This window comes from Streptomyces sp. NBC_01198, from assembly GCF_036010485.1.
GTDB lineage: Bacteria > Actinomycetota > Actinomycetes > Streptomycetales > Streptomycetaceae > Actinacidiphila.
Genome location: NZ_CP108568.1, coordinates 5,187,651 through 5,199,310, shown reverse-complemented (window position 1 = coordinate 5,199,310; position 11,660 = coordinate 5,187,651). Strand labels below are relative to the sequence as shown.

At 72.1% G+C, this 11,660-nt stretch carries 12 protein-coding genes; 4 read left to right on the top strand and 8 right to left on the bottom strand.

Translation table 11 applies throughout. The annotated features are described in order from the left end of the window. Nucleotides 1-8 precede the first annotated feature (8 nt). On the bottom strand, nt 9-617 hold the full coding sequence (locus OG702_RS23250; protein WP_442814515.1) for an acyl-CoA thioesterase: 609 nt from the start codon (nt 615-617) through the stop codon (nt 9-11). Nucleotides 618-734: 117 nt separating this feature from the next. On the opposite strand from OG702_RS23250, the gene OG702_RS23245 reads away from it, so the two are divergent. After that, complete coding sequence (locus tag OG702_RS23245; RefSeq protein WP_327290863.1) at nt 735-1,961, top strand: LCP family protein; 1,227 nt, start codon at nt 735-737, stop codon at nt 1,959-1,961. Between the two features lie 102 nt (nt 1,962-2,063). Here OG702_RS23245 and OG702_RS23240 read toward each other — a convergent pair whose 3' ends face one another. Beyond that, nucleotides 2,064-2,747, bottom strand: coding sequence for an LAETG motif-containing sortase-dependent surface protein (locus OG702_RS23240; protein ID WP_327290862.1), 684 nt, complete (start codon nt 2,745-2,747; stop codon nt 2,064-2,066). Nucleotides 2,748-2,949: 202 nt separating this feature from the next. Next, complete coding sequence (locus tag OG702_RS23235) at nt 2,950-4,110, bottom strand: acyl-CoA dehydrogenase family protein (protein WP_327290861.1); 1,161 nt, start codon at nt 4,108-4,110, stop codon at nt 2,950-2,952. Between the two features lie 133 nt (nt 4,111-4,243). Here OG702_RS23235 and OG702_RS23230 point away from each other — a divergent pair, with 133 nt between their 5' ends. Then, a complete protein-coding gene (locus OG702_RS23230) occupies nt 4,244-5,584 on the top strand; it encodes a UDP-glucose dehydrogenase family protein (protein ID WP_327290860.1) in 1,341 nt (446 codons plus the stop codon). Between the two features lie 15 nt (nt 5,585-5,599). Here OG702_RS23230 and OG702_RS23225 read toward each other — a convergent pair whose 3' ends face one another. Next, nucleotides 5,600-6,175 (bottom strand): CGNR zinc finger domain-containing protein, encoded by a 576-nt coding sequence (locus OG702_RS23225; RefSeq protein ID WP_327290859.1) that lies wholly within the window; start codon nt 6,173-6,175, stop codon nt 5,600-5,602. A 93-nt stretch (nt 6,176-6,268) separates the two neighbouring features. Here OG702_RS23225 and OG702_RS23220 point away from each other — a divergent pair, with 93 nt between their 5' ends. After that, nucleotides 6,269-6,637 carry a VOC family protein gene (locus OG702_RS23220; RefSeq protein WP_327290858.1) on the top strand — a complete coding sequence of 123 codons (369 nt, stop codon included), beginning with the start codon at nt 6,269-6,271 and terminating at the stop codon, nt 6,635-6,637. Between the two features lie 86 nt (nt 6,638-6,723). Here the strand turns inward: OG702_RS23220 and OG702_RS23215 are convergent, their stop codons facing one another. The 3 genes from OG702_RS23215 to OG702_RS23205 all read right to left on the bottom strand — a co-directional run bounded on the left by OG702_RS23215 (nt 6,724) and on the right by OG702_RS23205 (nt 9,652). Then, nucleotides 6,724-7,902 carry a dipeptidase gene (locus tag OG702_RS23215; protein ID WP_327290857.1) on the bottom strand — a complete coding sequence of 393 codons (1,179 nt, stop codon included), beginning with the start codon at nt 7,900-7,902 and terminating at the stop codon, nt 6,724-6,726. A gap of 72 nt (nt 7,903-7,974) precedes the next feature. Next, nucleotides 7,975-8,520, bottom strand: coding sequence for a 5-(carboxyamino)imidazole ribonucleotide mutase (gene purE / locus OG702_RS23210; protein ID WP_327290856.1), 546 nt, complete (start codon nt 8,518-8,520; stop codon nt 7,975-7,977). Next, the gene (locus OG702_RS23205; RefSeq protein ID WP_327290855.1) at nt 8,513-9,652 is read right to left on the bottom strand and encodes a 5-(carboxyamino)imidazole ribonucleotide synthase; all 1,140 of its coding nucleotides are present in this window, start codon (nt 9,650-9,652) and stop codon (nt 8,513-8,515) included. Before OG702_RS23205 ends, purE begins: the two co-directional genes overlap by 8 nt. A 200-nt stretch (nt 9,653-9,852) precedes the next feature. Between OG702_RS23205 and OG702_RS23200 the strand changes: the two genes are divergently transcribed. Next, nucleotides 9,853-10,389 carry a GtrA family protein gene (locus OG702_RS23200; protein WP_327290854.1) on the top strand — a complete coding sequence of 179 codons (537 nt, stop codon included), beginning with the start codon at nt 9,853-9,855 and terminating at the stop codon, nt 10,387-10,389. Here the strand turns inward: OG702_RS23200 and OG702_RS23195 are convergent, their stop codons facing one another. Continuing rightward, a complete protein-coding gene (locus OG702_RS23195; protein WP_327290853.1) occupies nt 10,390-11,658 on the bottom strand; it encodes an ATP-binding protein in 1,269 nt (422 codons plus the stop codon). Between the last annotated feature and the right edge of the window lie 2 nt (nt 11,659-11,660).

Below are 11,660 nucleotides of genomic sequence, written 5' to 3'. Positions count from 1 at the left end.
GGGCGCGGTCAGTCGTGCAGGCCCTCGGCTGCCCGCTCCCTGCGCAGCGCCAGGATCGCCCGGCGGCGGGCCAGCCGGTGCGTGCGGCGGATCTGGGCCTCCTGCCAGCGCCGCCGGTCCTGGGCGGTCTCCGGCAGGACGGGCGGCACCCGGCGCGGGCGGCCCTCGGCGTCCACCGCCACGAAGACCAGATAGGCGCTCGCCACCTGCTTGGCGGGCCGCCCCGCCTCGTTCCAGCGCTCGGCGACCACCCGGACGCCGACCTCCATGGAGGTCTTCCCCGTCCAGTTGACCTGGGCCTTGACCTGGAGCAGGTCGCCGACCCTGACCGGTTCGAGGAAGGCCATCTCGTCCATGGCGCCGGTCACCGCGGGACCCTCGCAGTGCCGCCCCGCGACCGCCCCGGCGGCGTCGTCCACCAGTTTCATCACGACGCCGCCGTGCACGGTGCCCAGCAGATTGGTGTCGTGGGCGCTCATGATGTGCGAGAGGGTGATCCGGGCGGCGGACGTCGGCTTGCCCGGGATCACCGGGAGCTGCGGGATGTCCGGGGCTTCCTGGGCCTCTGGCACGGCGGACGTTCCGGGGGTGCCGGAACCTGCGGATGATTCGATCATGACAGCCACTTTATGTCCGTTACGAAACCGCTGCGGCCGGTGGCCGAATGCATCGGGTCTGCTACAGAACCGCCCTGGATTCAAGGTCCCACGCCGTGGCCGGGCACACTGACGGACATGAACGGTTGGAGCGATGACACCGAGCAGCGCAGGCTCTCCGAGCCTCCGCTGCCCCCAGAACTGTCGCCGCGCCGGGCCGCTGCCTCGGGTGGAGTCCCGCCGCAGCCCACTCGACGCCCCGCCCCGGGCGACCGCCTGCCGCCCGGCGCCATCCCGCAGCCCGGCGGCGGATCGGGCGACGGCTACGGCCCGCCGGTCACCGGCGGCCCCGGCGGTCGCGGACCGCGCACCCCGCGCTGGAGCACCCGCAGGAAGATCGGCTACACGGCGCTCGGCCTGGTCGTGGTGCTGCTCGTGGTGTCCGTGTCGACCTACTTCTGGGCCGACTCCAAGGTGCGGCGCGAGGTCGACCTGAGCAAGGTCGAGGACCGCCCGGCGACCGGCAAGGGCACCAACTACCTGATCGTCGGCTCGGACAGCCGTGAGGGGCTGACCAAGCAGGACGAGAAGGACCTGCACACCGGTGCCGCCGCGGGCCAGCGCACCGACTCGATGATGATCCTGCACACCGGCAGCAACGGCAGCACGATGATGAGCCTGCCGCGTGACTCCTACGTGACCATCCCGGCCTTCACCGGGCAGCAGTCGCACAAGCGGTACGCGGCCTCCACGCACAAGCTGAACCGTGCCTACGCCGACGGCGGCCCCGAGCTGCTGACCAGGACCATCGAGTACAACACCGGCATCCACATCGACCACTACGCCGAGATCGGCTTCGCGGGCTTCGTGAACCTGGTCAACGCGCTCGGCGGCGTGAACATGTGCCTGGACAAGCCGCTGCACGACAAGGCGTCCGGCGCGGACTTCGCCGCGGGCTGCACGAAGATGAACGGCCAGCAGTCGCTCGCCTTCGTCCGGCAGCGCCACCAGGAGGCCGACCAGGACCTGGGCCGGATGCGCAACCAGCAGAAGTTCCTGTCGACGCTGGCGCACCAGGCGGCCTCGCCCTCCACCGTGCTCAACCCGTTCAAGCTCTACCCGGTGATCGGCTCGGGCCTCGACACGCTCATCGTGGACAAGGACATGAGCCTGCGGAACCTCGCGTCGATGTTCTGGGCCATGAAGGGCGTCACCGGCGGCAGCGGAAACTCCATCACCGTGCCGATAGCCAGCGCCAACTACCAGACCCCGAACGACGGCGACGCCGTGAAGTGGGACATGACCAAGGCCAAGACGCTCTTCGGTCAGCTCAAGGACGACGACAAGGTCACCGTCACCAAGTAGTGCCGGGCGCCCGCCGCGCAACGCCGGACGGCCCCGGCTCCCCCGCGATCACGCGGTGGGAGCCGGGGCCGTCCGGCGTGTGGCGCCCCTCGGCCGTGAACGTCAGTGACGTCCGGCGGGGTTGCGGCGGCGCAGCATGAAGACCGTGCCGCCGCCGGCGGCCAGGAGCACTGCCGCGACACCGGCGATCATGCCGGTGTTGCTGCCGCCACCGGTCTCGGCGAGGTCGGACGTACCGCCGGCCGGCGAGGGCGCGTTGGTGTCGTCGACAGCCGCAGCCGGGCTGGTGGTGGACGGGGACGGAGCGGCCGTCGTGGGCGACGTCTCCGGCGTGGTGGGCGTCGACGACGGGGTCGTCGGCGTCGAGGACGGCGTCGGAGCGGTGCACGCCTCGGCCGGCGTGGTCACCCCGCCCTTGATGTCCTGGTCGACGATCGGCTTCTTGTTCGGCTGGCCGGCCGTCACGTGCACGGTGTACGTCGTGCTGGGCTTCCAGGCGACGTCGATGGAGATCGTGACGCCCTCGGCAGTCGGGTGGTCGATCGAGCCGGAGCCGACCTGGGCACCGTTGTCGAGGATCGTCACGGTCGCGGGCGTACCCGAGCCGTCCTTGTCCGTGATGCTGATCGTGGTCTTGCCTGTGGCCTGGTCACAGACGGGGGTGGCGGCGAAGTCGCCGATGCTGCACGCGAACGCGCTGCCTGCAACGCCCAACGCAAGAGCGGCTGCGGCGGAGGCAACGCCGATGGAACGCACCGCAAATGCGGTACGGCGGTTTATGGACACGTCTTCCCTTCACGGGATCGGATCACAAGCGGAAAGGGCCGGTCAGCGGACGCGAAGGCCCCCCGCCCCGCTGATGACCCTCACACCTCTACAAGCCCCCGCGTCTGCTTGTCAATTGATCGCAAACCGACCATTACACGACCCCACACGCACAAAGAGCACCCGCTCCGGGTGCTCTTCGCGCGGCGGTGTTACAGAGTTGCTACGCGGGCAGGTTGCGCGCCATGACGATCCGTTGGACCTGGTTGGTGCCCTCGTAGATCTGGGTGATCTTGGCGTCGCGCATCATCCGCTCGACCGGATAGTCGCGTGTGTACCCGTATCCGCCCAGGAGTTGGACCGCGTCGGTGGTGACCGACATGGCCACGTCCGAGGCGTAGCACTTGGCGGCGGCGCCGAAGAAGGTCAGGTCGGCGTCGGAGCGCTCCGACCTGGCCGCGGCGGCGTAGGTGAGCTGGCGGGCGGCCTCCAGCTTCATGGCCATGTCGGCCAGCATGAACTGGATGCCCTGGAATTCGGCGATGGCCTTGCCGAACTGCCTGCGCTCGGCGACGTATCCCTTGGCGTAGTCCAGCGCGCCCTGGGCGATGCCGATGGCCTGGGCGGCGATGGTGACGCGGGTGTGGTCCAGGGTCTTCATCGCGGTGGCGAAGCCGGTGCCCTCCTCGCCGATGATGCGGTCGGCGGGGATGCGGACGTCGTCGAGGTAGACCTCGCGGGTGGGCGAGCCCTTGATGCCGAGCTTCCTCTCCGGGGCGCCGAAGGACACGCCCTCGTCGCCCTTCTCCACCACGAAGGCGGAGATGCCCCTGGAGCGCTTGTCGGGGTCGGTGACCGCCATGACGGTGTAGAAGTCGGAGACCCCCGCGTTGGTGATCCAGCGCTTGACGCCGTTGAGCACGTAGAAGTCGCCGTCGCGTATCGCCCGGGTCTTCATGCCCGCCGCGTCCGAGCCCGCCTCCGGCTCGGACAGCGCGTAGGAGAACATCCCCTCCTTGCGGGCGAGCGCGCCCAGATACTTCGTCTTGAGCGCCTCCGAGCCGGACAGCTGCACCGGGAGCGAGCCGAGCTTGTTGACCGCGGGGATCAGCGAGGAGGACGCGCAGACCCGGGCGACCTCCTCGATCACGATGACGGTGGACAGCGCGTCGGCGCCCGAGCCGTCGTAGGCCTCGGGGACGTGCACCGCGTGCAGGTCGTTGGCCTCCAGCGCGTCGCGCGCCTCCTGCGGGAAGCGGCCCTGCTCGTCCACCTCGGCGGCGAAGGGGGCGATCTTCGCCTCGGCGAGGGAGCGCACGGCGTCCCGCAGCATGTCGTGCTCTTCGGAGGTCCGGAAAAGGTCGAAGTCGGAGGATCCGGCCACAGAGTCTCACTCCCGATGCTAACTACCGTTAAGTAACCGTACAATCCTAGGGCCGCGCCCATGATCCGGCGTACGTGACGTTCCCGACAGCACGGCCTGAGGCGGCCGCCCCGCGCCGACTATGCTCTCCCGCATGCCTCTCAAGCTCACCGTCATCGGCACCGGCTACCTCGGCGCCACCCATGCCGCCGCCATGGCAGAACTCGGCTTCGACGTACTCGGGCTCGACATCGAGCCGCGGAAGATCGAGATGCTGTCGCAGGGCCGGGTGCCGATGTTCGAGCCGGGCCTTGAGGAGCTGCTTGCCAAGCATGTGGCGGGGATCGAGGGGTCCACCGGTCGGCTGCGCTTCACCCGGTCCTGGGAGGAGGTCGCGGACTTCGGCGACGTGCACTTCGTGTGCGTCAACACCCCGCAGAAGCAGGGCGAATACGCCTGCGACATGAGTTACGTCGACCGCGCCTTCACGGCGCTCGCCCCGCACCTGCGGCGGCCCGCGCTGGTGGTCGGCAAGTCCACCGTGCCGGTGGGCAGCGCGACCCGGCTGGCGGCGCTGCTGGCCGAGCTGGCGCCGGCGGGCGCGGAGGCGGAGCTGGCGTGGAATCCGGAGTTCCTGCGCGAGGGCTTCGCGGTGCAGGACACGCTGCGCCCGGACCGGATCGTGGTGGGCGTGACCAGCGAGCGCGCGGAGACCCTGCTGCGGGAGGTCTACGCCACGCCCGTCGCCCAGGGTACGCCGTTCATCGTGGCCGACTACCCGACCGCCGAGCTGGTCAAGACCGCGGCGAACGCCTTCCTTGCCACCAAGATCTCCTTCGTCAACGCCATGGCCGAGGTCAGCGAGGCGGCCGGCGGCGACGTGGCCAAGCTCGCCGAGGCGATCGGCTACGACGACCGGATCGGCCACAAGTTCCTGCGGGCCGGCATCGGCTTCGGCGGCGGCTGCCTGCCCAAGGACATCCGCGCCTTCATGGCCAGGGCCGGCGAGCTGGGGGCCGACCAGGCGCTGACCTTCCTGCGCGAGGTCGACTCGATCAACATGCGGCGCCGCACCCACATGGTGGAGATGGCCCGCGAGGCGCTGGGCGGCGGCTTCCTCGGCCGCCGGGTCGCCGTGCTCGGCGCGACCTTCAAGCCGGACTCCGACGACGTACGGGACTCCCCCGCGCTCAACGTGGCCGGCCAGATCCAGCTCCAGGGCGGCCAGGTCACCGTCTACGACCCCAAGGGCATGGACAACGCCCGCTCGCTCTTCCCCACCCTCGGCTACGCGCCCAGCGCCCTGGACGCGGTCCGCGGCGCCGACATAGTGCTGCATCTCACCGAGTGGCGCGAGTTCCGCGAGCTGGACCCGGCCGTGCTGGCCGACGTCGCCCGCGGCCGCGCGGTGCTCGACGGGCGCAACGCCCTCGACCCGGCGCTGTGGCGCAAGGCGGGCTGGACGTACCGCGCGATGGGCCGCCCGCAGGCCTAGCGCGGCGCGCCGGGGTCAGCCCGGCTGCGGCAGGCCGGCCCTGCCGTTCTTCCGGTAGGTCCGCATCTTCGCCCGGCTGCCGCAGATCGCCATCGTGCACCAGCGGCTGCGGCCCGCCGGGCTGCGGTCGTAGTAGACCCAGCGGCAGGTGTCGGCGGCGCACGCCTTGAGGCGCTGCCAGCTGCCGTCCACCGTCGCCTGGGCGATGGCCGCGGCGACCGCGGCGGTGAGTTCGGCCGCGCCGGTGAGCCCGTCGGCGGGGCGTACGGCGGCGGCGCCCTCGGCGTCGACGGCCAGCCGCAGCGGCGCGGCCGCCAGCAGCCGGTCGAGGGCCGCGACGGCGGCGGCAGGGACGCCGGGGCCCGCGTGGGCGGTGCAGGCGTCCCGCAGGGCCTCGCGCAGGGTCAGGACGTCCGCCAGCGCGTCCTGGTCGAATCCGCGCCCCGACAGGCCCTTCCCGCGCGCCCAGCCGGCCGCCTCCGCGGCGGTCCGCAGGTCGTCGCTGCCGCCCTCCAGGTCCACGGTGTTGACCAGGTCCTGGACGAGCCGCAGCGGTTCGGGCGCGGGATCGCGTACTCCGGGCTGCTCCACTCTTGCCACGTTACCGCTGCCCCGGGATGATGAAGTAACGGTTACCGCCAGCCCCCACCAAGCCGGTAACGCCACCCGACGAGAGGACTTACCATGATCGGCCGGCTGAGCGCCGTCGTTCTCGACTGTCCCGACCCCGCCGCCCTCGCCGCGTTCTACGCCGAGCTGGTGGGCGGCACCGTCGAGGCCGACGACGGGACCTGGGTGGACCTCGACCGGGCGGACGGCCAGAAGCTGTCCTTCCAGCTCGCCCCCGCGCACCGGGCGCCCGTCTGGCCCGACCCGGAGCGCCCGCAGCAGTTCCACCTGGACATCGCGGTGCAGCGCGCCGAGATGGACGACGCGGAGAAGCAGGTGCTCGCGCTCGGCGCGACCCTGCTGGAGGGCGACCTCGACGGCACCCGCAACTGGCGGGTCTACGCCGACCCGGCCGGTCACCCCTTCTGCCTCTGCGCCTGCTGAGCGGCGGCCGGCCCGCCGCCCAGCAGGGGCGGCGGGTCAGCCGGCCGGCAGGGGCGGCGGGTCAGCCGGCCGGCAGGGGCGGCGGGTCAGCCGGCCGGCAGCACCATCACCGACGGGCCGCTCTTGAGCCGGATCGCGGCGGCCGCCGACTCCGCGTCGCGCAGCACCCGCACCGCGTTGTGCCAGGTCAGCTTGGCGAGGTCGGCGTCGGACCAGCCGCGGCGCAGCAGCTCGGCGATCAGGTTCGGATAGCCGGCCACGTCGTCCAGGCCCGCGGGCGTGAAGGCCGTGCCGTCGAAGTCGCCGCCCAGCCCGATGTGGTCGACGCCGGCCACCTCGCGCATGTGGTCCAGGTGGTCGGCGACGGTCGCCGCGGTGGCGACCGGCCGCGGGTGCGCCGCCTCGTACGCCCGCTGGACGGCCATCCCCTCGGGGGTGGTGTCCAGGTGGTGCAGGCCGTGCGCGCGCATGTTGACGTCGGCCGCCCCGGTCCACTCGATGGCGGCGGGCAGGATGAACTTCGGCACGAAGGTGGCCATGGCCACGCCCCCGTTGGCGGGCAGCCGGGCGAGCACGTCGTCGGGGACGTTGCGCACGTGGTCGCAGACCGCGCGGGCCGAGGAGTGCGAGAAGAGCACCGGCGCCTCGGCCACCCGCAGCGCGTCGCGCATGGTGTCGGCGGAGACGTGCGAGAGGTCCACCAGCATGCCCAGCCGGTTCATCTCCCTGACGACCTCCTCGCCGAAGGCGGTCAGGCCGCCCGCGGCGGGCTGGTCGGTGGCGGAGTCGGCCCAGGGGGTGTTGTCGTTGTGGGTGAGCGTCATGTAGCGCACCCCGAGGTCGTAGAAGGCGCGCAGGACGGCGAGCGAGCCGTCGATGCTGTGGCCGCCCTCGGCGCCCATCAGCGAGGCGATACGGCCTCTGCCGCGGGCTTCCTCCATGTCGTCGGCGGTCAGCGCGAGCGCGAGGTCGTCCGGGTGGCGCTCGGTCAGCCGGCGGACGACGTCGATCTGCTCCAGGGTCGCGGTGACCGCGTCCGCGCCCGTCAGCTCCACCGACACGTAGACCGACCAGAACTGGCCCCCGACGCCGCCGGCCCGCAGCCGCGGGATGTCGGTGTGCAGCCGGTCGCTCTGGTCGGCCGCGATGTCGAGCCGGTCCAGGTCGTAGGCGACCTGCTTGCGCAGCGCCCACGGCAGGTCGTTGTGCCCGTCGACGACGGGATGGGCGGCGAGCAGGTCGCGGGCCCGGGCGAGGAGGTCCATGCAGGCCAGCCTATGCGGCGGTGCCCCTCGCGAAGGCGCCGTACGGGGCGGCGCCTTCGCGGTGCGGGCGGACTACTTGGCGAAGCCGAAGCCCGCCGCCCCGGTGACCTTGGCGCGCAGCCGCCGGCCCTTCTCGGTGGCCTGCTCGTTGAGCGAGGCCTGGAACTCCCGCATCCGCGCCCGCAGCTCCGGATCGTGCGCGGCCAGGATGCGGACCGCCAGCAGACCGGCGTTGCGCGCCCCGGCCACCGAGACGGTGGCGACCGGCACACCGGCCGGCATCTGCACGATGGACAGCAGCGAGTCCATGCCGTCGAGGTACTTCAGCGGCACCGGCACCCCGATGACCGGCAGCGGGGTGACGGACGCGAGCATGCCCGGCAGGTGGGCGGCGCCGCCGGCGCCCGCGATGACCGCCTTGAGCCCGCGGTCCGCGGCCTGCTCGCCGTAGGCGATCATCTCGTGCGGCATCCGGTGCGCGGAGACGACGTCGACCTCGAAGGTGACGTCGAACTCCTGCAGCGCGTCGGCCGCGGCCTCCATCACCGGCCAGTCGGAGTCCGACCCCATGACGATGCCGACCGCGGGTGCGGCCGCCGCCTCGCGCGCGTCACTCATCGATCGTCCCTCGCAGGTAGTCGGCCGCGTGACGGGCGCGCTCGCGCACGCCGGGCAGGTCGTCGCCGTAGGTGGTGACATGGCCGACCTTGCGGCCGGGCTTCACGTCCTTGCCGTACATGTGGATCTTCAGCCCGGGGTCGCGGGCCATGCAGTGCAGATAGCCGGCGTACATGTCGGGGTAGTCGCCGCCGAGCACGTTGGCCATCACCGTCCAGGGGGCCCGCGGCCGCGGGTCGCCCAGCGGCAGGTCGAGCACCGCCCGCAGGTGGTTGGCGAACTGCGAGGTGGCGGCGCCGTCGATGGTCCAGTGGCCGCTGTTGTGCGGGCGCATGGCCAGCTCGTTGACCAGGATGCGGCCGTCGGCGGTCTCGAACAGCTCGACCGCCAGGTGGCCGACGACGCCCAGCTCGCGGGCCACCGTCAGCGCCAGGCGCTGCGCCTTCGCGGAGAGCGCCTCTGACAGGCCGGGCGCGGGCGCGATCACCGTGTCGCACACGCCGTCGACCTGCACCGACTCCACCACCGGATACGCCACCGCCTGGCCGTGCGGCGAGCGCACCACGTTCGCGGCCAGCTCGCGCACGAAGTCGACCTTCTCCTCGGCGAGCACCGCCACACCGGCGCGGAAGGCGTCGGCCGCGTCCGCCTCGGCGCGCACGAACCACACGCCCTTGCCGTCGTAGCCGCCGCGCACGGTCTTGAGGACCAGCGGGTATCCCCCGGTCTCCGCGGCGAAGCGGGAGACGTCCGCCGGGTCGGCGACGATCCGGTTGCGCGGGCAGGGCACGCCGATCTCGGCCAGCCTGGCCCGCATCACGCCCTTGTCCTGGGCGTGCACCAGGGCGTCCGGCCCCGGGCGTACCGCGATGCCCTCCGCCTCCAGGGCGCGCAGGTGCTCGGTCGGCACGTGCTCGTGGTCGAAGGTGATCACGTCGCAGCCCCGGGCGAAGGCCCGCAGGGTGTCGAGGTCGCGGTAGTCGCCGACGGTGACGTCGGCGACGACCTGCGCCGCCGAGTCCTGCGCGGTGTCACTGAGAATCCTGAACCTGATGCCGAGCGGGATGCCCGCCTGGTGGGTCATACGGGCGAGCTGGCCGCCGCCGACCATGCCGACTACGGGGAATGTCACGTTTTTTCCTGCCGGTGGTACACGGGGGCCGGTCCCCCGGTGATGGCTCTACCAGGGTATCGGCCGGACGGCCGGAGTAACGCCGGGCGGCCCCCCGGCGACTTCCGGGGGCCGGTTAGCATGAGGGACACCGAAAACCCGCTTCCCGGCAACCTGCGCCATCGTCCCCGCCACCCACAGACAGGGCCCCAGCGATCACCATGACCGGAATCCACGCCCTGCGGGCCAAGCTGGCCCTGATGTACCGCGAGATCGCGAAGTTCGGGGCGGTGGGCGGGGTCGGCGTCCTGGTCAACATCGGGGTGTTCAACCTGGTCCGGCACAACACCGGGCTGCAGACGGTACGCGCCAGCGTGCTGGCGACGCTGGTGTCCATCGCGTTCAACTACGTCGGGTTCCGCTACTTCACCTACCGGGACCGCGACAAGGCCGGCCGCACCAGGGAGCTCGGGCTCTTCCTGGTCTTCAGCTGCGTCGGCCTGGTGATCGAGAACGGCGTGCTGTTCGTGGCGACGTACGGCTTCGACTGGGACAGCCAGCTGCAGAGCAACGTGTTCAAATTCCTCGGCATCGGCGTGGCGACGCTGTTCCGCTTCTGGTCGTACCGCACCTGGGTCTTCCGGGCGCTCCCGGCGGGGGGCGCGGTGGAGCAGGCCGAGGCGTTCCTGGCCACCGACGGCGGCGCGCCCGAGGACCAGGGCAAGCCCAAGAGGGCCGGCGTCGAGCGGCGCGGCTGATCAGCTCACGATGTCCTCGCGGGGTGGCGGTGGCGGCTGCATCTCCCGGGCGAGGAAGAGCGCGAAGACCGGCGGGTGCTGCTGGAGCAGTTCCAGCCGTCCGCCGTCGGCCTCGGCCAGGTCGCGGGCGAGCGCCAGGCCGAGACCGGTGGAGTTGCGGCCGCTGACCGTGCGCTCGAAGACCCGCGCACCCAGGTCGGGCGGCACCCCGCGGCCCTCGTCGGTGACCTCGACCACCGCCTGGTTGCCGGTCACCCGGGTCCGCAGGCCCACCGTGCCCGAGCCGTGCATCAGCGCGTTCTCGATCAGCGTGGCCAGCACCTGCGCGACCGCGCCCGGGGTGCCGACCGCCCGCAGCGCGGGGGTGCCGGAGCGGACGATGGCCCGGCCCTCGTTCTGATACGCCGGGCGCCACTCCTCGACCTGCTGCTTGATCACCTCGTCGAGGTCGAAGTAGACCGCCGAGCCGGTCCGCGGGTCCCGCGCGTTGGTCAGCAGCCGCTGCACCACGTCGGTCAGCCGCTCGACCTGGCCGAGCGCGATCGTCGCCTCCTCCTTGACCGTCTCCTGGTCGTCGGTCGCCACGATCTCCTCCAGCCGCATCGACAGCGCGGTCAGCGGGGTCCGCAGCTGGTGCGAGGCGTCCGAGGCGAGCCGGCGCTCCGCGGTGAGCATCCGGCCGATCCGTTCCGCGCTGGCGTCCAGCACGTCGGCGATCCGGTCGAGCTCGGGCACGCCGTAGCGGCGGTGGCGGGGGCGCGGGTCGCCGGAGCCGAGGCGTTCCGCGGTCGCGGCGAGGTCGCTGAGCGGGCTGGCCAGCCGTCTGGCCTGGCGTACGGCCAGGCCCACCGCGGCCAGCACGGCGAGCAGCGCGACGGCCAGGATCACCAGCAGATTGCGGCCGATCTCCTCGCTGACGGTGGAGCGCGGCTGCTCCACGGTGACCGACTCGCCGTGGTCGCCGCGCTGGGTGGAGGTGATGGCCTTGCCCTTGGGGCGGCTGCCGAGGGTGACCTGCGCACGGCCCGGCACCCGCACCACGGCGTAGCGGTCGGCGGCGATCTGCCGGTCCAGGCCCTTGGCGTCGACGCTCTCCCCGGCCAGGATGCGGTTTTCCACGATACCGACCAGCCGCACCGCCTCGGACTCGACGCCGTCGCGGGCGCTGCTCTCGATGGTCCTGCTCTCCACGAAGATCAGGGACAGCCCGAAGACAGCGATGACGACGAGCACCACGGCGAGCGTGGAGGAGATCAGGCGGCGGCGCACGG